The organism is Pararhizobium capsulatum DSM 1112, from assembly GCF_030814475.1.
Taxonomy (GTDB): Bacteria; Pseudomonadota; Alphaproteobacteria; order Rhizobiales; family Rhizobiaceae; genus Pararhizobium; species Pararhizobium capsulatum.
Genome location: NZ_JAUSVF010000004.1, coordinates 1 through 18,890 on the forward strand (window position 1 = coordinate 1; position 18,890 = coordinate 18,890).

The following is an 18,890-nucleotide window of genomic DNA, read 5'->3' on the forward strand; positions in this document are numbered from 1 at the left end:
AAAAAGTCCGTATTGTTCAGGGCCAGACCCACCGGCAGCATCGCGAATATGGTGTCTCCCCCGCCGGTCCCTCCGTTGCTATCGTAGGTAAGAGCGCCGGTCGCAGCGTTGTAGACTATCCGGTCGTCGGCATCCTCCGCAGAGGTGCCAATACGGAATGCCGCGCTGGCCAGCACGCCGGTCGTCAACCCGGCGAACACGGTGCCGTCCAATGCAACAGTATCCAACTCCGCGGTCGTGAAATCGGTGACGACTGCTACCGGCGTCGGCGGGTAGAGCAGGGCGCTGAAGCAGAAGATATCGTTACCGGGTCCGCCCGTGAGAATGTCACTACCGCCCAATCCTTGCAGCACGTCGTCGTCTTCGCCGCCAGAAAGGTTGTTGTTCCCCGCATTGCCGACAAGCCAGTTGTCACGCTCATTGCCGGTTAGATCGATGGCGTCCGTGCCGGACTGGTCTGTGGTCGAGAGCGTCTGCACCATTACCCCCGCGGCGAGCGTGTAGCTGACACTGGTGAAGGCTTGGTTTCCCCAGTCCTCGGTTCCCCCGTCCTCTTCGACGATCTCGTCGCCGCTATTGTCGATGTAGTAGGTGTCGGCACCAAGCCCGCCCTCCATGCGGTCAGCGCCTGGACCGCCATCGAGCGCGTCGTCCCCCGGTTCGACCAAGATGCCAACGCCGTCACCATAGAGGAAATCGTTGCCTTCGTTTCCGATCAGCTCATCGTTGCCGCCAGACCCACGGAGCGTGTCCGAGTATTCTAGCCCGAACAACAAGTCGTTCCCGGTTGAACCAGAAACTAACGTTCTCGACTGCCCAGGCACTTGCACCTGGTCAGGGTATCCATTGAACAAAAGTTCGAACAGAGCGAACCCGTCGCCGCTCAGTGCAACAGCCTCCAACGCGGCATTTCCCTCAACCAAAATAGGCTCTCCTTCAAGAAAAATATGCCCGTCGGCGGCCGTGGCGATGTCGGAAAGCTGACCAAGGAACGTGTAGACCTGAATTCCATCCGCGAAACCATAGGCATATTCATAGATCGGTCCAATTTCAGGATGGACTGTGGACGCCTCAAACCGAACGTATTCCGTCGCACTCCACCTGAGGGTCGCCGTTTGCACAGGCAGATGATCGATCATGATTTCGCCGAATTCGAGGACCGGCACGCTCCCGGCGTCATATTGCCTGAAACCCATCTCATACATGTTCAACGGCTGATGCGGTGAATTGAGCGCCATGACGGATTGTCCCCCTTGTTCGCCGGCAATAGCCGCTGCCCCATTAGAACGGATGCGTTGATAGTCACTGTCGTTCAACGGACCACAGTATTCCGACATCACCAACAGCATTGCTACTTTCTTAAGCGCCGCAATGGAAAATTGTCTGGGCTCACAGTCAAGCTCGCAGCACCTAAAGTAAGGGTCGAAAACGTGCCAAGACCGGTCTGCTCTGCAGAAGCAATTGGATTTGATAAATCAGGGAAAAGTGTTGATCGTGCACGGTGCCTGTCGATGTAAACGTCGCAGCCGACGCCGGGACGGTCCCGGTGTAACAATGGCCAATGCCCTAAGCACATATAAAACATGTTTTACATCCCCCTGAGCTAAACAGGAGCCAGTCTCTGCCGAGTGTTAATCATTGTAAAGCGGAGGTGGAGTTTGGCGGGCCCCAGACCTCAGATGATGCGAGTGGCCCGCGCCGCACTAGCCACGGTCTGAGTCGATACCTGCCGGATGGGCGGCTCTTCGGGGCAAGATTGACGCCAGGGACGGGTATTGGCATGCCCCGCACCGCGAGCCCCAAGTGTCTCGGACGCCGATAGTCTGGCGGACCTTCGGCTGAGGCACCCGGCGGGAAGCACGCGAGATATCCTGAAAATGTGGCCACGATCCGGTCAATCTCATGCGTACCGTCATATGCTCACTCCAAGACGCTCGATGCCCTCGTCCTGCTTGTCAGTATGAACATCCTGAATTGTGTCGAAGTCGAGATGAGCACATCTGAGGGTTTCTGAGGATTTGTTGATTGGCACAGGTAGCGCCAGGCCCGTGCCGATGCAGCAGATGCACTGGGCAGAGGAATTGCAGTAGAGTGACTCACATGCCGAAAGCCGACCCGAAATCTAATGAAAAGACCCCTCTCACTGCGCGGCAGGCTGCGTTTTGCCGTCTCTTGGCTGAGGGGCGATCCAACCGCGATGCCTACCTTCAGGCCGGGTATAAGACCACGCCAGAGGCGGCGGATGCCAACGCCGCGAGGCTGCTAGGGAATGATAGGGTTTCGGCCATGGTGAAGGCTTTGCAGGCGCAAGCCGCCGTGAAGGCCATGGTGACCCTCGACAGCCTTGCCCGGGAATTCGATGAGAGCAGGGCGCACGCGCTGCGCGTCGATCAGGTGGGCGCGGCGGTTCAGGCCACGGCGATGAAGGCAAAACTCTTCGGGTTCATGGTTGACCGTCAGCAGGTGCAGGTCGAGCATACTTTGCGAAAACCATCCGCCGATGAGAACGCCCCAACAGAGATGAGCCTTCAGGATTGGCAGGCGAAGTATGGCGGCGGCGGTCCCGTCATGAACGGCATCGGCAGCGGCAAACTGATCGAGCACAAGCCCGGAACGCCTCCGAAGGAGTATGACCGGGGATGAACATCCAGATCGTCAAACCGCAACCGGGACCGCAGGCAGCCTTCATCCAGTGCATCGCCGATGTCGTCTGCTATGGCGGCGCTCGCGGCGGCGGAAAGTCATGGGCCATTGCGCTTGACTTCTGGCTGCATGCGGAACGGTATGGCGAGGATGCCCGGGGTCTCATCCTGCGCAAGACCCGTGAAGACCTGAAAGACTTCATCGACACCGCCGGTCACATGTTTGCCGGGAGCGCGCGATATTCGGAAAAGGGGAACTTCTTCAAATTCACCACCGGGGCGAAGCTTTACTGCGGCTATCTCGAACGCGAAGCCGATGCGGCCAACTATCAGGGCTGGAGCCTTACACGGCTTTATTTTGACGAGCTGACCCAGTTGACCACGCTCGATCCGGTTCTGCGGCTCCTGGCAACCCTGAGGTCGGCGAAGGGCATCAGGTCGCAAGCGAAATTTTCTTGCAATCCAGGTGGGCCGTCGCACCACGAGGTGAAGTCTAAGTTTGTTGATCTCGGTGCCTACAACGTCACCTGGAAGGAGGGTTTGAGTTGGGTATTCATCCCAGCCCGCGTTCAGGACAACCCGGCCCTGCTTCAGGCCGACCCGCGCTATATCGACCGCCTGAAGTCCACCGGAAGCCCGCAGCGGGTTCGCGCATGGCTCGAAGGTGACTGGAACGTAACTGAAGGTGCCTTCTTCAGCGAGTTCTCGACGGCGCGACACAGCATCCCGCCGTTTGCGGTGCCTCAGCACTGGACGAGATTCCGTTCGATGGACTGGGGTTCTGCATCGCCCTTCGCCGTGCATTGGCTGACGGTCGTTCAGGACGACTTCGAACATGATGGCCGCACCATCCCGCGCGGGGCTCTCGTGGTTTACAGGGAATGGTACGGAGCATCTGCCCCGAATATCGGACTTAAGCTCACCGCCGAGGAGGTCGCCGCTGGGATCGTCGCCCGCGAGACGGATCGGGACGGTAGGCGGGAGCACGTTTCCTATGGTGTGCTCGACCCAAGCGCCTTTGCCGTCCAGAGCGGACCCAGCATTGCCGAAACCCTCATGCGGCATGGGGCGGTGTTCCGACGGGCCGACAACACAAGAACATCCGCCATTTCGCATGACCGCCGCAAGGGCGGTTGGGATCAGTTACGCGCCCGCCTCAAGGGCGATGGCAATGGCCGACCCCTCATCTACTTCTTCTCGACATGCCGCGACATCGTCCGAACCTTGCCACTTCTCCAGCATGACCAGCACAACAATGAAGACGTTGACACGGGCGGTGACGACCATTGCGGGGATAGCGTTCGCTATGCCTGTCTTTCACGCCCCTACCGTGCACACGAACCCTTCGAAGACGAAACCTCCCGCTCGCCATACCTTGTCGCGAACGCATTCAGGTTTTCGGAGTTGCGGGATTGAAGCAATGAGGGCATCGATGGCTGAACTTCTCCGCCGCAGGCAGCAGGCACAGCAGGACCTGGACGCCGCGCGGAATGCCGGTGACCAGGAAGCGTTCCTCGACTATTTCAAGCGACTTGCAACGCTCGATGACCACATCGAGTTCTGTCCTCACCTCGCCGGGCGTTGGGTCGATGAAGTGCTAGAGGGTGCCGTTGATCCTGACGAAATCTGTGATCGCCTACGTGCCACATTCGACCTGATGGCGGAGCATCGTCTCGACGCCATCGCACGAGGCGATCACCTCGCCGCCGAGCGTGCCGATGACGCCTTGGAGGCTCTCAGGCGCAGGCTGGCAGCTTTGCTGCACTGACACCGTCGAACCTTCTCTGCAGGCGACATATTGGGTCTTATATTGGGGCTGCCGCCGCAAAACATTGAAATCATTGCCATCAAATTGCCTCCGTAAGGCAATTGATCTCGATCCAGGCCTTCCGGGCGCACGCATCAATCTGGCCGAACTTTACCGCGCCACAGGGGACGGACTGAAATCCGAACAGACCTATGCCGAAGCGGTCGCGGGAAATCCTGACCGGGCTGACCTTCGTTTCGGCCATGGCCTGTCCCTCGTACGCCAGAAGGCGACGGCACAGGCGATAGGAGAACTGGAGATGGCCGTCCAGTTGGACCCAGCCAACGCGCGCTACAGGATGACCGCCGCCGTCGCACTCGATTCGGTTGGACGGACGGAAGAGGCGTTTGAGCTGTTTGATCCGGCTCAGGCGACTGGTGCGGATGCCAACCTGTTAAACACGGCCATTCAGATAGGGCTCAAACTCCGCCGCTATGCGGAGACACTTAGTTTTGCGATGGCGCTGTCACGTTTGCAGCCGGAGGATCAAAACGTTGCAGACCTCGTGAGACAACTGCTGGCTGTTGGCGAGGACAACAAATGATGAGCGAATACACAGTGGGGCAGTCAACGTCGCCGATAGTCCATATTCGATTGCGGACAAGACGTTGGCTCGTCGCGTTTGCTACCCAGGTACGATCTCGCGGAAATGATGTGCATTTGGCAACTCACCGACCAGAAGCGGAGCACGCAATGACGAACTACATCAAGCTCACTCTTTCTGTTGCTTTCGCCGCGATGGTCTGCGGCGACGTCCACGCGGCAGATCTTCCGCCGCTGATGACCGAGAAACCTCAAGTGATCGAGTCGGAATCCGGCTGGACCTTCGCAGTCGCGCCCTATTTCTGGATGGCCGGAATTTCTGGTGACACATCGCAGTTTGGTCTGCCTGTCGTCCATATGGACTCCGACTTCAGCGACGTCTGGAACAATCTTGACTTTGCGTTCATGGCAGCCGGGGAGGCACGGAACGGCCGCTTCAGCGTGATAGGCGACGTCGTCTACACGAAGTTGTCCGCCGACGCAGAGACACCACGTGGAATCCTTGCCGATAATGTGGATGTGGCGACGAGCACGTTCTCCGGCCTGCTTGGCATTAGCTACGCGGTTCTGGACGGACCCGAGGGTCACCTTGACATCGTCGGAGGTGTCAAGGTCTGGTCGGTCGATACGACGCTCTCGTTCGACGGTGGACTTCTTGGCGGCATTGAGAGAAGCGACGGTGCGACCTGGGTTGATGGCATGTTCGGATTAAAGGGGAAATATTCGCTTACACCGGAAATCTATCTGACCGGTTGGGGGCTGTTAGGCGCGGGCGGAGCGGACATTGATTGGGATGTCGCGCTTGGATTGGGCTACGATTTCAACGAACGGATTTCGGCGATAGCGGGGTATCGTGCACTCGGGGTCGACTACAGCCACGACGGCTTCGTCTTCAATGCCGTGCAGCAGGGTCCGATTCTCGGCGTTTCGATAAAATTCTAGCGCCTACCAACAACTTATGGAGACCGACAATGACATTCTCGGCTTTGAGGAACTTCATCAGTCTGTTGGTGCTGTTCGCTTGGACGACCTTGCTCCAAGCTCAAGAGTCCAGCTCAGACCTGGCAAAGAAGTTGTCGAACCCGATCGCTTCGCTGATAAGCGTTCCGTTTCAGTACAACTACGACCACGGCTATGGTCCGCTGGAGGGCGACAAATCGACTCTCAACATCCAGCCCGTCATCCCGTGTTAGTTTTCACGCAGAACTGAGCCGGTTAGGCGCATCCGCCCGAAACTTTGCGCTGGTTCCGGGCCGATGACCATACGGGACTATTCGGCACGCCTCTGTAGGATTTGCAGCGCGGCCGCGAAGGCCGATGTAGGTTGAAATATGATGAGAAAGTTGAACCTGATCCTACACGGCCGTGACCACCTTATATCAATGGAAAGTAGGTTGCTCGATGGACCAGACTGACCCTTCCGCCGCAGTCCTGCGAACCCTCGAAGCCCAAGCCGCCATATGCGATGCGCTCGGTTCGCCCTTCTCTGCCAAGGTCTGCCGAGCGCTTGCCGAGGGATTGGATCACTCGAGCGCGACCGGCCGACGCGCGCTCCGCTGGCCTGGCAACGCGACGGCCGACGCACTGGCGCTCAGGCTGCTGGGTGCCTTGCATGGGCTCGTGTTGCGCGGCGCTGACGAAGGACTCGTTGCAGTGTATCCGCCGCGAGAGGTTGGCGATTCCAGGCTTCGCGACGCGATCACTGCTGCGATACGACAGCACGACGAGGGATTGTGTCAGGCGCTTGACAGCGTGCCGCAGACCAACGAGGTCGCTCGGTCGGCAATGCTGTTGCCGGGCTTCCTCTCGATAGCGCGAGAGACCGGTTTGCCGCTGGAAATTGCTGAAATCGGCGCGAGCGCCGGACTTAACCTCAACTTCGACCGTTTACACTATCGTTATGGAACTGCCCAATGGGGCAACTCCGCTTCGCCGGTTCACCTCGCACCGAACCTCCGCGGCAATGTCCCGCCGCTCGATGGAGCGCTAACGGTTTCGGCGCGCTCTGGTTGTGACATCGCGCCGGTCGATCTCTCGAACGAGGCTGCGCGGCTTCGCCTCAGATCTTTTATCTGGGCCGACCAGGCCTCTCGACTTCAGCGACTGGACGCGGCGACTGGGCTGGCGGTGGCAGCGCCTGTCATGCTGGTTCAAGCCGACGCGGCCGATTTCGTGCTGCAAAAACTGGCCGCGCGATTAGAAGGGTCGGTTTTCGTGATGTTTCATTCGGCTGTGTGGGACTACATGCCCCACCCAACGCGGGATGCAATCGAGGCGGCCGTACGCCAAGCCGGCACTGTCGCCACGGCACGATCTCCGCTCGCCTGGCTTTCCGTAGAACCGCTCGCCGCGGGGGCGCCACATGCGGTGCTGCGGCTAACAATTTGGCCAGGCGGCGAAACCAGGCAACTCGCCGCCTGCGATCACCATGGTCGCTGGATCAAGTGGCTATAGGAACAGAGCCCAGCGACCCGCGGCGGCTCCGCTAATGGGTCGCCCGCACCGCCCGCCGATGCCAAAGCCCTTCGGCGATGTTCCGCGCCTCACAGGCGGGGCTGCGAAGATACGACCTCGCACCATTCTCGCACTGCGGTGTTAGCGCAAAGCAGCCGCGGTCACCGCATTTGTGGCGGCGCCTTCCTGACCGGAAACCATCTCTAGCCAAAGTCGCAAGCAACTGGCCGTCGCTGCGTTGGAAATCTACACAGGCCGGATCTCTAACTCAAATGGAAGCCTTCATTCGCGATAACGCCTCGACAACAAAATTTGGTGCAGTAATCCATACGATGCCGAGACCCACATGCAGCACTCCGATTGTCATCAGGATGCTGCGGAACGGCTCCTTGCGCGTTTTGTGACGAAGTACTTGCTGTGCGGTAAGCGCTCCGAGGCTTCCACCGGCAATAGCCAGCCAGAGCAGCGTGCTCTCCCTAACGCGCCAAGCACCCTCTATCGCGGCTTGCTTGTCCCACCAATAGACGCAGTAGACCACGACGTTGACGAGGAGGTAAATTAGAAGGAGTGTGAACGGTGTCGAAAGGTGCATGGTCGGATTTTTGCACGCACGCAGGCGTTAATCTCCGGTTAACCTACAGTTCGATGATCGTCGCGTTGATCTATGCGACGCAGCGTGCTGCGACCTTAAACGAACGGCGGCTTATGGATTTTGGTACCCTATCCACTTAACGTCTGGAACGCAGGCGCATAGCCGTAAAATAAACGACTACACCGGAACACCGTTTCCAGATGGCACGGCCTCGCTTGGTGCAGGGCCGCCCTCTTTCAAATTTCTGTATGATCAGCTAGTTCCAGCGCATCTTCAATGTCCACGCCAAGGAACTCAACGGTACTTTCGATCCTGGTGTGCCCCAACAGGATTTGGATAGCGCGAAGATTGCCAGTCGCTTTGTACATCATTGCCGCCTTCGTACGCCGACGCGAGTGCGTGCCATAGTCTTCACTTCGTAGCCCAACTGGTCACCCATTCCTCGACCAATCGGGCATACTGGCGGGTACACCGTGCGGTCGAATCGACTTGGAAAAGCGTAATCGTCGATTGTTCACCTCGCCTTCCCAGCCATGCGAGCAAACTTACCCTCACCTCGGGGAACGGAGCCGTAAACTGTCAGCCAGCTTTCGGACGTACGACATAGGCAGCGCCCCGAACCACGCCCGCCAGGGGCCAACAGTGTCACCCCGACGAGATCGTCCAAATAAAGACGCCGAGAAGCTCGAAGTTTGTCTGGGTTCCACCTTGTTGTTGCGAATTTCTAGCGGCCGACGATACTATGAGCCGCTACCAGGGGGGAACGGATGTGGGGCTGCTGCTTAGGCGTATCTGGCTTGCCCTTACGGCAGTCATGGCGATCGTTCTCGCGACCCTGTCCATCCTGGCCGTTCTCCAGCATGACGCCATATTGTCGAATCTAATCAGACAGAGGCTTTCTGTCGTTGTCGGGTCGACTGCCGCGCCCTTCCGTTCCGTCGTCGAGCTGGGGCTTCCGGTGTCGATGATGCGCAATGCCACCGAACTGCTCCTGCGCGCCCAGAAAACCGACCCCCTGATCAAGGCCGTCCACCTGATCAACCCCTCTGGGATAGTCGTCGATTCGACGCTCCCCGGCGACGTCAAACCGATGCCGCGCGAGATCGTCCGTGCTCTGGTTGACAGTGTGGACGGCAGGTGGACCGCCGAAACCGATACCGACCTGATCAGCGGCTACTCGATACTCGACGAAGGAGGGAGTCCGGTAGGTGGCGTTGTCGCCTCATACCCGAGGAACGAGTTGGAGGCGCGCAGTTGGGCGATCAGGCAGCGCATGCTGCTGGTTTCGGTCATCTTGCTCGTGCTTTTTTCTGTGGTGTCTTACCTCGCACTCGGGGTCAGAATGCGCGGCCCGATCAGCGAGCTCAGGCGGATCGAGAAGCAACTGGACAGTTCTGACGAACAGGTTCCGGCGGAGGCTTCCGCAGCGACGGTTTCCTTCCCGGTATTTTCAGAGATGCTGGACCGGGCTTCATTCGCCTACCGATCCGCGGTGTCGGAACTCGCAAAATTCGCTTCAGCGGCGCCGGACGCATTGCCTGGCAACGATGCCACCGCCTCAGTCAGATTCGTCGGCATCGATGAGACAGACCTCGCCAGGAACATCGCCAGGCGCCTGATGCCGCTGGTCGCGGCCATGGTGTTCGGTTCGGCGCTGGCGCTCGCCTATGTGGCCTATCTCGGCATCGACGAATCCTTCTCGCCCGAGATTGCGAAACGCACCGAGCTCATTGGTACTGTTGCTAACGCCAACATACAGCGTGCCCTCGAGGCCGGCGTGCCGCTTGAACAGTTGGTTGGCGGTCAGGACTATTTTCAGGATCTGACGCAGAACCTTCCGGAGATATCCTATCTGGGGATCCTGCCGGGGAAGCCAATCCTCGAGATCGGCAGGAAACGCTCAGCCGCGGACGGCGTCTCAGAATTTCCGCTGTTGCTTGACGGGGAGACGATCGGAACGATTGTCACCGAAACCGATCCGCTCTATTTCGCTGCGCAGTTCCGCGACATACTGCTCGACCTTAGCGTCGTGCTTCTCGTGATCGTCCTCTTTGCGTACGAACTGGTGGTCGTGATGATGGCTTCGTCGGTGACGCTACCGATCGACGGGCTCCAGCATGTCGCGGGGCTGCAGGCCGCGAGCGACTTCTCCAAGCGCTTGGCCACCTCCGGCATGAACGTTATCGGCAGGCTGGCTAATAGGATCTCCGAAAGAGCCGTTCGCTTAGATGGCATGTTTGCCGAGGCCTGGCGATCGGCGATGGCCGGACAGAATCCGGAGGAAAGGACGAGACTCCTCGAGTCTCTAGGACAGAGATTCGGGCTTCGCACGTCGGGCGCCGAGGTCCTACGTTTCTGCAGCTTGTCCGACGTCCGCCTCCCGCTCTTCCTCTTCGCGATGGCTGACGAACTGCCGCTGTCGTTCTTCTCTCTTTACGCGAGGGACGCCGACAACCCGATCACTTGGATAAGCCCCGGCATAGTGATCGGCCTGCCACTGGCCGCCTATTTGCTGGCGACCCTGTTCGGGGCGCCGCTGGTGCGGCCGCTCGAACGCCGCTTCGGCTACAGGAACCTGTTCCTCGCGGGTGCCGGCATGTGCATGTTCGCCAATGTTGGCCTTTTTGCTGCCGGCAACATCGTCCACCTGATCGCCTGCCTCGCACTCAACGGCCTCGGCTTCGTCCTCGCCTCGCTTTCCTGCCAGGACTACGTTCTGGACATGCTTCCGCCGACCGTGCGGTCGCGCTCGATCGGCCTCATCAGAACCGCAATGTTCAGCGGGGTCTTCGCGGGCACAGCGCTCGGCGGCATCATCGCCGACCGGATGGGCCAGCGGGCAGTGTTCATCGTCTGCGCGGCGGTGACGGCTGTGTCGTCCGCCTTGATCTGGCACTACGTGCCACAGTTCCGCGCCGGCATCGGTCAGACCGGTGAGCAGGAGGACACCCGGCTCTCGTTCAACCTTCTAGCGCCAATGCGCAGCGCGCGTTTTGTCGCCGTCGCCTTCGGCATTATCGTTCCGCTGGAGATCGTAGATCATGTCTTCGTCTCCTACCTGCTATCGCTGCAGATGGATGCACTGGGGTCGTCGGCCGCTGGGATCGGCCGCGCCATGATGTGCTTTTTCCTGATGCTGATTATCGGCGGGGCCGCCCAAGATAAGGTGCCGCAACGATATTCGAATCCGACGCTGGTCGCCTTCGCATCGTCGGTTGTCTCGGGCGCAGTGCTGCTCGTTGCCGCCGCCTTCCCGTCGAGCGCAAGCATGTTTCTCGCCGCTGCGGGAACCGGGCTCGGATTGGGGCTGTCCGGCGGACCACAGGCGGTGCTGGTCATGGACCTTGCCGAAGGCCGGCTGTCACATCTCGGATCGAGCGTCGTACTGGGAACGACGCGCCTGCTGGAGCGAGGCGGCGCCGTCGCCGGCCTGGTGCTGACAGGCCTGCTCACCGGCTACATCGGATATTCCGGCGCCGTCGGAATGATCGGGTGCCTTGTCCTGTTCGGGGCCGTTGCCTTTGCCTTGCTTCAAACCGTCGGAAAAAATCGTTGAGGAGGACCGTCATGAGACGCATAATTGGAGCTATGCTTGCCTTGGGGCTTGTCGTCGGCTGGTTTGCCAGTCCTGCCGCGGCAGCAAGAAAGACCATCGCCATGGTTGTCTGGATAGGCTGCGAGGATGTCTGTCGGGGGGTGAAGGATTTTGTGGCCGACAGCGGGATGGATGCCGATGTAACCGTATTCGATGCAGCCGAGGATCCGTCGAAGCTACCGGGCATCGTCGAGAAACTGCGCAAGATGCGCCCCGACCTGGTGATTACCTGGGGAACCAAGGTGACGCTGGGCGTCGTCGGCTCGCTTGACGAGCGGAACGATCCGCGCTTCCTCGGCGATATCCCGGTGGTGTTCACGGTGGTTTCTAATCCGGTCGGCACCAAGATTATTGAAAGTTTGCAGCAGACTGGCAGGCCGAACGTAACCGGCACGCGCAACCGGGTGCCCGAAAGCGTAAACATCAAGAGCATCCGCCGCTACATGAAGGACTTCGCACACCTCGGAATCCTCTACGACACCAGCGAAGCGAACTCCGTCGCAAAGGTGGACGAGATCAAGGAACTGACGGGGAAGCTGAACTTCTCGTTGACGGCGCTTCCGCTCACCGCGAAGGCCGATGGCACGCCGGACCCGGCGTCGGTCGCATCGAAGATGCAGGAACTGAAGCAGGCTGGCGTGCAGTTCGTATATCTGGGATCGAGCACGTTCCTGGAGAAGCAGCAGGACCTGTTCACGGGGACTGCGCTGGAAGCGGGTCTGCCTGTGCTGTCGCCCTATGAACATCTGGTCACCGAATCCAACGCGCTGATGTCCGTGGCGGCGCGCGACTACGATGTCGGAAGGCTTGCAGCCCGGCAGGCAAGTAAGATCCTCGTCGACGGCGCCCAGCCAGGCGACCTCCCGGTGCTCGCTATGGAAGAGTTCGCCTATCTGGTGAACATGCGAGTTGCCAAGCAACTCAACCTGTTTCCGCCCGTCGAGTTTCTACAATTCGTCGAGAAGGTTGAATAGGCTGCGTGTTTCACTAATTCCGCACTAACAGTCTGGGTGGTGCAGGTCGTGCCGCATCACTGGGTAGATCGCGAGGGTTTGTTCGACGCGTTCCACAGCAACATCTATGCCGGCGTCCTCTTGAAGTTGACGCGACAATTCCATTGCGGCAGACCTGTAAGATGTGTCGGCAAGCACGGTTCTGACGCGTGAGGCAAACAGTTTCGGCGTCGCGTTCTTCAAGGCAATGGGTGCATCCCCCGCCCCCAAGGCGGCAACACGGCGACCCCAGAAAAACTGGTCGCCGATCATCGGGAAGATAATGGTTGGCAGGCCAAATCGAAGGCCCTGCGCTGTTGTTCCGGCGCCGCCATGGTGAACCACGGCTGATACATGCGGAAAAAGCCGCGAATGCTCGATAAATTTGATTTCGAGAATGTTCGGCGCCAGGCCTCCTTGCAGGTTCAAGCTTTCTCCGACCGAGGAAATGATCGCCCTACCGCCCCACATTTCCAGCCCTTTGAGGACTACCTGCGTATTGTGGCGCTTTCCCCAAAACATTGAACCGAACCCTACGTAAATCGGCGGTTCCCCCGCATCCAGGAAGGCGCAAACTTTCGCTGGAAGCTGCTCCTTGTCGCTCGCAATATTATCAAACCAGAATCCTGTCATGGTGGTCTCGCACGGCCAGTCGCCTGGATCGGGACTGAGCGCGGCGCTGAAGGCCAATAATTGTACCGACGAATCTATTCCGAGCGTTAGCGGGTTAGTCCAGCCGCGCAGGCGGTTTCCTACTCCATATTGGGCGCGGAATGTCCGGAAAGCCCGCTGCAGCAACAGCGGGATGGCGCGTGCTATCTGATAGGATGACTTGTTGACGAAGGCACTACGCCGTGCACCACCTAAGAGACAAAGTATATGTTTCTGGCTCGGTAGAAGTGGCTGGAAGGAAACATGTATCGCTGGCTTTCTTAGTTCGCGAGCCAATTCACCAACAAAGAACGCGAACGTGTTGTAAATAACGAGGTCCGAGGTTAAAACGTGCTTATAGCAAACCTCCATTGCTGAGAATAAACCGACTTGAACTGCTCGAAGGCGTTCCACTATTTTAGAAAGAACTCGCTGGGTTGTTTTCCCAAGATTGGAATTAAGATTCTCTATAATTCTTGAGTCAGCCTGTGGATCAAAGAGCGATCTGACTGCAATCGTCTCAATCCCAAACGACTTGCAATGGCTCTCATATTCTTCATTGACGACGATCGCGACGTCATGGCCATTGCCCTTCAGCGCGACGGCCAGCAGACAGAGCGGCCGGATATCGCCGCGGGTACCGAAGGATACCATCAAAATTCGACGATGTTGAATTGGTTGAATCCATATCCTGCGAACTATTGAAACAACAGTATACCTATATTTTCACCTTGCCGACGCAAGATATTTGACGAACTTCATCCGAACGTGCGGATCGCATTCATGATGCGAAGCGCTGGCCCATGGATCGCTTCGAAGAAGCGGAGGTCAGAGCGGTGGATCTCGCACCGGCGCTTCTGGCCGCATATGAGGACGTCTATTCCGGTGGCCCCCACGGGCACGGTTTCGCTGCCCGTCTGGCTGGCATTTTTTGAGGCGCGGCCCTGTACCGCCCCGTATGGACGATGCCGCTGCCGACGCGACCGGAGGCCCTCGCCTCGAAAAGCAGAAGCCGCCTGGTGTCTCCTCGGACGGCTTCAAATGCTTTCAATAGCCGCCCGTTTGCACATGTGACTTTTTATCCCGATACACTAGCGTTAGGTGTTTAGGTGCTCAAATAGGCCTGGGCGTCATTGGTATTTTCGCTGCGCAGCATCCGTTCTATTTCCCCCGCCAGGACGGGTTTGCTGAATAGATAACCCTGCCCGTGGTCGCAGCCCAGGCGCCGCAGGAAATCGCTCTGCGCTTGCGTTTCGACGCCTTCGGCAATGAGTTGCAGACCGAGGCTCTTCGCCATCGCGATGATGGCCGAGGTGATTGCCACGTCGTCAACATCGTCCGGGATGTCGGCAATGAAGGAGCGGTCGATCTTGAGGAAATCGATAGGGAAACGCTTGAGGTAGCTCAGCGAAGAATAGCCGGTGCCAAAGTCGTCAATGGCCACCGTGGCGCCCATACTCTTCAGCTCGCGCAGCACCTGCACCACACGTTCCGGCTCGCGCATCACCATCGATTCCGTCAATTCGAGCTCCAGGTAGCGCGCTTCCAGGCCGCATTCCTCGAGGAGGTCGGCAATGCGCTCGGAGAAGTCGGGCCGGCTGAATTGCCGCGCGGCGAGGTTGACCGCCACGCTCTCCAACGCCAGGCCGGAGTCGCGCCACTGACGCATCTGGCGGCAGGCTGCCTTCAGCACCCACTCCCCGACGGCCTCGATCATCCCCGTTTCCTCGGCAATGGGGATAAAACGCAGCGGCGGCAGCAGACCCAGTTCGGGATGCTGCCACCTGACCAGGGCCTCAACTCCGCTGATCTTTCCGGTGCTCAGATTCACACGGGGCTGGTAATGCAAAACCAGTTCGTCGCGCTCCAGTGCCAGCCGGAGGGCACTGCTTATCAGCAGGTTTTCCATCGCACGCGCATTGATGTCGGCGTCGAAAAATTTGTAACTGTTGCGCCCATCCGCCTTGGCTCGGTACATTGCTGCATCAGCATTTTTCAGCAGGTCTTCCGCATCGGTCGCGTCGGCCGGATAGCAACTAATGCCGATGCTGCTCGAAACGAAGATTTCGTGCCCAGAAAGAGAGAAGGGCGACGCAAACGCGTTCAACAGCTCCTTCGCGATGCCGGCCGTGCTCTGCACGCTGTCGATGTTCTCCAGCAACACGGCGAACTCGTCACCGCCGAACCGGCCCACGACATCGCCTTTCCTCACGCAGCACGTCAACCGCTCGGCTACTTGCTGCAGAAGCTGATCGCCTGCGGCATGTCCCAGCGAATCGTTAACGTGCTTGAACCGGTCCAGGTCCAGCATCATCACCGCGACCTGCGTGCCTTGCCGGTTGGCACGGACCAGCATTCCATTGAAGCGCTCCTGAAACTGGAACCGGTTCGGGAGGCCGGTCAGCGCATCGTGCTGCGCCTGATAACGCAGTCTCTCCTCGTAGCGCTTGAGCGACGAGATATCCGTGAAGACGCCGACATAGTGGCTGACCTCTCCGCCATCATCAATGACAGCGCTGATGCTCAACAGTTCGGGATAGATTTCCCCATTCTTGCGCCGATCCCAGATTTCGCCATGCCAGAACCCGGTGCTGTCGATGTCCTTCCACATGGCCTCATAGAACGCGGCATCCTGCCGCCCCGATTGCAGTAGCCTCGGAAACAGCCCCAGCACTTCTGCGGGGGCGTACCCCGTGATCGTGCTGAACGCCTTGTTGACAGATACGATGCGCTTGTCTTTGTCCGTCACCATGATGCCTTCGGCTAGACTCTCGAAAGCCTTGGCGGCGAGGCGCCTTTCTTTATCCTCCAGAAGGCGAGCCGTGACGTCGCGTGCGGTCCCGACCGTGCCGAGCACCCGGCCGTCGACATCCTGGACGCGGGTCTTGATGGTTTCGATCGTCTGGGTCGTTCCGTCAGCGAGCGCGATCTTTTCTTCCGTCACACTGCTTCCGCCTTCGAGCAGGACGCGGACATCGCCTGCCTTGTAAGCCTCAGCGATGTGCGCCGGGAAGAGATCGGCATCGGTCTTTCCGATGATTTCATCGAGCGGCCGATTGCACAGCTTGACTAGGGCCTGATTAACCGCAAGGAAGCGCGACTGCGCGTCCTTGAACCACGCAATCTCGGATATGTTGTCGAGAATGGCCTGCCGCAGCAGTTCCTGATTTTGCGTCCGTTCCTGCTCCAAGCGGCGACGCACCGACACGACAACGATCGCGGCGCCGAACGCCAGAAGGCCGGTGGTTGTCGCAATGCTAAGGTAAAGGTACCCGCGCAGGCGGCCGCGCACCTCGGCCAATGTTTCGTCCACCGAGAGGCCAACTGTGACGATCAGATCGTAGTTCGCCAGTTTGCGATAGCTGAGATAGTAGGTAATCTGGTCGATGCCGCTCTTGTAAACGATGTCCGCCGTCGGCTCTTTCTTCGAGTAGAGCAAAGGACGCGCATCTTGGCCGAAACTATCCCCGCCTGCCGCGCGCCGGGCGCGGACGAAGCCATCCGTGCCCACCAGCGTGATGGCGCCCTTCTGCTTCAGGTCCTCGCGGTTATAGAAGTCGATGAAATAAGATGGATCAACGCCGCAGACAACGACGCCCTTGAACTCGCCCCGAGGCCCGTCGATGCGATGTGCCACCGGGATCACCCATCTTTGTGTACTGCGACTTTGTATTGGCTTGCCGACATAGAGGTCGAGGGCGGGGGTGTCGCGCAGCGTTGTGAAGTATTCGCGGCCGCTCATGTCGGCATCCTGGACCTTGCTGACAGTCAGCACGATCTGTCCGCGCTCATCCAGAATGGCCAATTCCCTGGACATTCTCCGGTCGATCAATTTGGTCGCGAGCGACTCGTTGAGCTGGAAGTCCTTCTTGCCCGCCATATAGTCGCGCGCAACCAGCTCCAGGGCGAGCTCGATGTTCTTCAGCGTCGTGGTAGTCTGGACGTCCAGCGCCCGGGCCAGCGTGTGCGCCTGCCTGACCGCCGTGTCGGTTGTCTGCTTCAGTTCGTAGCGCGCGCGGTCGATGGAGTAAGTCCAGAGCAAAGCGACCAGCGCCAGCGAAAAGAGCGCGACGGCTATTTCCCAGCGGCCGAAATACTTGAACCGGGCCAGCCTCACAACGTCGGGTATTACCCGGTCGGCCCACCGACGGGCATCTGCAAGGTTCCAGTCCGCCATAGACGACTCCCTGGTTGCACGCTGAGAAATTCAGGCCTTATTTGTTGGCTTCCACCCAAAACTGACCCTCGGGTGCAGTGCTCCTTCGGCTTGACCAACCGCCTCGTCAAGCTGAGCCGCGTCCTGGGCGAGTTGTGTTTCAATTCCTCCGGCTAATATCCAAGTGCCGAGGTAGGCGCTGGGAATTGTAGACCTATTTGAGGAACCTCCGCAATCGTTCCGTCATACCAGCGAGTGGGCCGAAGGGGGTAGGCCTTGGCGAATGAACCATCTCCCTGCCAGCTTCGGAATTATGCTTGCAGTGCAATTAAGACAGGAGTTTTTCAACTGCTTCCGCCATTTTCGGTCATTGGCGCACCGGTGTTGCGTTTCCTGTCACTGGCCATCCGTTGCCCGAACGCCAGGACAATTTTGCTTTTTTGCGCGCGTTGATTTACGGCACTGCTGGTGAAATCCGCCCTTGCTCCTTAGTGCCGGGAGGTATCGCGTAGACTGCGCCCTTCGGGCCCGGTTACGGTGCACCCCGTCACTATCGCCACATTCATCTTGGGTTCATGCCAAGCGTCCCAAAATGAACGACGGAAAAAAGTTGGGTGATTGGGATGAAGAAGATTGGTGCAATGCTAACTGCGGTTGTCACGGCTTTTTCTGGTGTGGGTCCAGTCCAAGCGATGCCTGCATTAAAGATACAGGTGCCGGATTTGAGCGCTCAGGGCGTGGACTTGGTTCACCACAAGCCGGGTCACTCCGGTGGCCCGCCGCACGCACGCACATATAGCCGCTACAACGGTACACGTTACAGCACTGGTACACGATACGGCTATCACAACGGCTACAGGGGCTATCGCTATAGTCGGAACGGCTACCATCAGCATAGTGACGGTTGGTGGTATCCACTCGCAGCATTTGGAACAGGCCTTATCATCGGTGGATCGATTGCGTCGCCACGGCGTCCGGCCTATTCGAATTCAGCCTCGGCCCACGTTGACTGGTGCTACTCGCGCTATCGTTCGTATAGTGCCTACGACAACAGCTTCCAGCCCTACAATGGTCCGCGTCAGCAGTGCATTTCCCCGTATTATTGAAGCAGCTCACGTTCAAGCGCGCTTGCTATGTGATCTCTGTCGATCAGGCAGGCGAGAAGGTTCATGGCGGCGTACATCTGCAAGACTTTCCGCCAGGACATCCAGCCGTGCATCCATGTCGCAAGTGGCCAGAACAGGGACGAGGCCAAACCCGCAATCAAGGTGAGACGGACGATCGCGGTCTGCGATTTCCTGCCTCCAGCCTGCACGATTGCGGTGAAGGCGCTCGAATAGAGGTCCCCGGCGGAGACCACCTGCATCAGCGTGAGCGATACTGCGAAAACCACCGGTCCCGACGAGATCGCCGTCAGCGCCGAACCTATCGATCCGACCGCCATCACCCTTCCCGCCC

Annotated in this window: 14 protein-coding genes and 3 pseudogenes; 11 read left to right on the forward strand and 6 right to left on the reverse strand. The window is 58.9% G+C overall.

All coding sequences use genetic code 11. The annotated features are described in order from the left end of the window. A partial coding sequence (locus QO002_RS28345) for a calcium-binding protein (protein WP_307236312.1) occupies window positions 1–1,349 on the reverse strand: 1,349 nt, incomplete at its 3' end. 751 nt (window positions 1,350–2,100) lie between these two features. Here QO002_RS28345 and QO002_RS28350 point away from each other — a divergent pair. The 7 genes and pseudogenes from QO002_RS28350 (at window position 2,101) to QO002_RS28380 (ending at window position 7,446) form a co-directional block, all read left to right on the forward strand. Further along, window positions 2,101–2,643 carry a terminase small subunit gene (locus QO002_RS28350; protein WP_307236314.1) on the forward strand — a complete coding sequence of 181 codons (543 nt, stop codon included), beginning with the start codon at window positions 2,101–2,103 and terminating at the stop codon, window positions 2,641–2,643. Then, the gene (locus QO002_RS28355; RefSeq protein ID WP_307236316.1) at window positions 2,640–4,058 is read left to right on the forward strand and encodes a terminase large subunit domain-containing protein; all 1,419 of its coding nucleotides are present in this window, start codon (window positions 2,640–2,642) and stop codon (window positions 4,056–4,058) included. Before QO002_RS28350 ends, QO002_RS28355 begins: the two co-directional genes overlap by 4 nt. Window positions 4,059–4,074: 16 nt before the next feature. Then, window positions 4,075–4,410, forward strand: a complete 336-nt coding sequence (locus QO002_RS28360; protein ID WP_307236318.1) for a hypothetical protein — start codon at window positions 4,075–4,077, stop codon at window positions 4,408–4,410. 19 nt (window positions 4,411–4,429) lie between these two features. Beyond that, window positions 4,430–4,993, forward strand: a pseudogene (locus QO002_RS28365) (hypothetical protein); the annotation flags it as partial. Window positions 4,994–5,187: 194 nt separating this feature from the next. Next, the gene (locus QO002_RS28370) at window positions 5,188–5,934 is read left to right on the forward strand and encodes a hypothetical protein (RefSeq protein WP_307236640.1); all 747 of its coding nucleotides are present in this window, start codon (window positions 5,188–5,190) and stop codon (window positions 5,932–5,934) included. Window positions 5,935–5,963: 29 nt separating this feature from the next. Then, window positions 5,964–6,179: pseudogene (locus tag QO002_RS28375) on the forward strand (transporter); the annotation flags it as partial. A gap of 214 nt (window positions 6,180–6,393) precedes the next feature. Next, window positions 6,394–7,446, forward strand: coding sequence for a DUF2332 domain-containing protein (locus tag QO002_RS28380; RefSeq protein ID WP_307236320.1), 1,053 nt, complete (start codon window positions 6,394–6,396; stop codon window positions 7,444–7,446). Between the two features lie 268 nt (window positions 7,447–7,714). Here the strand turns inward: QO002_RS28380 and QO002_RS28385 are convergent, their stop codons facing one another. Then, window positions 7,715–8,038 (reverse strand): DUF1294 domain-containing protein, encoded by a 324-nt coding sequence (locus tag QO002_RS28385; protein ID WP_307236322.1) that lies wholly within the window; start codon window positions 8,036–8,038, stop codon window positions 7,715–7,717. Between the two features lie 236 nt (window positions 8,039–8,274). Continuing rightward, window positions 8,275–8,596 (reverse strand): annotated as a pseudogene (locus QO002_RS28390) (tyrosine-type recombinase/integrase); the annotation flags it as partial. Window positions 8,597–9,002: 406 nt separating this feature from the next. On the opposite strand from QO002_RS28390, the gene QO002_RS28395 reads away from it, so the two are divergent. Beyond that, window positions 9,003–11,594: an MFS transporter gene (locus tag QO002_RS28395; RefSeq protein WP_307236643.1), complete on the forward strand. Its 2,592-nt coding sequence runs from the start codon at window positions 9,003–9,005 to the stop codon at window positions 11,592–11,594. A gap of 11 nt (window positions 11,595–11,605) precedes the next feature. Beyond that, window positions 11,606–12,607 carry an ABC transporter substrate-binding protein gene (locus QO002_RS28400; protein ID WP_307236324.1) on the forward strand — a complete coding sequence of 334 codons (1,002 nt, stop codon included), beginning with the start codon at window positions 11,606–11,608 and terminating at the stop codon, window positions 12,605–12,607. Window positions 12,608–12,631: 24 nt separating this feature from the next. Here QO002_RS28400 and QO002_RS28405 read toward each other — a convergent pair whose 3' ends face one another. Next, the gene (locus tag QO002_RS28405; RefSeq protein WP_307236326.1) at window positions 12,632–13,930 is read right to left on the reverse strand and encodes a glycosyltransferase; all 1,299 of its coding nucleotides are present in this window, start codon (window positions 13,928–13,930) and stop codon (window positions 12,632–12,634) included. 149 nt (window positions 13,931–14,079) lie between these two features. On the opposite strand from QO002_RS28405, the gene QO002_RS28410 reads away from it, so the two are divergent. Beyond that, window positions 14,080–14,211 (forward strand): hypothetical protein, encoded by a 132-nt coding sequence (locus QO002_RS28410; RefSeq protein WP_307236328.1) that lies wholly within the window; start codon window positions 14,080–14,082, stop codon window positions 14,209–14,211. Window positions 14,212–14,381: 170 nt separating this feature from the next. On the opposite strand, the gene QO002_RS28415 is transcribed toward QO002_RS28410, so the two are convergent. Next, window positions 14,382–17,453 (reverse strand): bifunctional diguanylate cyclase/phosphodiesterase, encoded by a 3,072-nt coding sequence (locus QO002_RS28415; protein WP_307236330.1) that lies wholly within the window; start codon window positions 17,451–17,453, stop codon window positions 14,382–14,384. A 671-nt stretch (window positions 17,454–18,124) separates the two neighbouring features. On the opposite strand from QO002_RS28415, the gene QO002_RS28420 reads away from it, so the two are divergent. Continuing rightward, window positions 18,125–18,538, forward strand: coding sequence for a BA14K family protein (locus QO002_RS28420; protein WP_370878622.1), 414 nt, complete (start codon window positions 18,125–18,127; stop codon window positions 18,536–18,538). Here QO002_RS28420 and QO002_RS28425 read toward each other — a convergent pair. After that, entirely contained in the window at window positions 18,532–18,876 is a 345-nt protein-coding gene (locus tag QO002_RS28425; RefSeq protein ID WP_307236334.1) for an MFS transporter, read from the reverse strand. The genes QO002_RS28420 and QO002_RS28425 overlap by 7 nt on opposite strands. Window positions 18,877–18,890 lie beyond the last annotated feature (14 nt).

Coding starts and splice junctions, on each gene's coding strand:
- QO002_RS28360 (WP_307236318.1), top strand. CDS start 4,075: ATGGCTGAACTTCTCCGCCGCAGGCAGCAGGCACAGCAGGACCTGGAC.
- QO002_RS28425 (WP_307236334.1), bottom strand. CDS start 18,876: ATGGCGGTCGGATCGATAGGTTCGGCGCTGACGGCGATCTCGTCGGGA.
- QO002_RS28405 (WP_307236326.1), bottom strand. CDS start 13,930: ATGGTATCCTTCGGTACCCGCGGCGATATCCGGCCGCTCTGTCTGCTG.
- QO002_RS28355 (WP_307236316.1), top strand. CDS start 2,640: ATGAACATCCAGATCGTCAAACCGCAACCGGGACCGCAGGCAGCCTTC.
- QO002_RS28385 (WP_307236322.1), bottom strand. CDS start 8,038: ATGCACCTTTCGACACCGTTCACACTCCTTCTAATTTACCTCCTCGTC.
- QO002_RS28350 (WP_307236314.1), top strand. CDS start 2,101: ATGCCGAAAGCCGACCCGAAATCTAATGAAAAGACCCCTCTCACTGCG.
- QO002_RS28380 (WP_307236320.1), top strand. CDS start 6,394: ATGGACCAGACTGACCCTTCCGCCGCAGTCCTGCGAACCCTCGAAGCC.
- QO002_RS28410 (WP_307236328.1), top strand. CDS start 14,080: ATGGATCGCTTCGAAGAAGCGGAGGTCAGAGCGGTGGATCTCGCACCG.
- QO002_RS28415 (WP_307236330.1), bottom strand. CDS start 17,453: ATGGCGGACTGGAACCTTGCAGATGCCCGTCGGTGGGCCGACCGGGTA.
- QO002_RS28395 (WP_307236643.1), top strand. CDS start 9,003: ATGATGCGCAATGCCACCGAACTGCTCCTGCGCGCCCAGAAAACCGAC.
- QO002_RS28400 (WP_307236324.1), top strand. CDS start 11,606: ATGAGACGCATAATTGGAGCTATGCTTGCCTTGGGGCTTGTCGTCGGC.
- QO002_RS28420 (WP_370878622.1), top strand. CDS start 18,125: ATGCCTGCATTAAAGATACAGGTGCCGGATTTGAGCGCTCAGGGCGTG.
- QO002_RS28370 (WP_307236640.1), top strand. CDS start 5,188: ATGGTCTGCGGCGACGTCCACGCGGCAGATCTTCCGCCGCTGATGACC.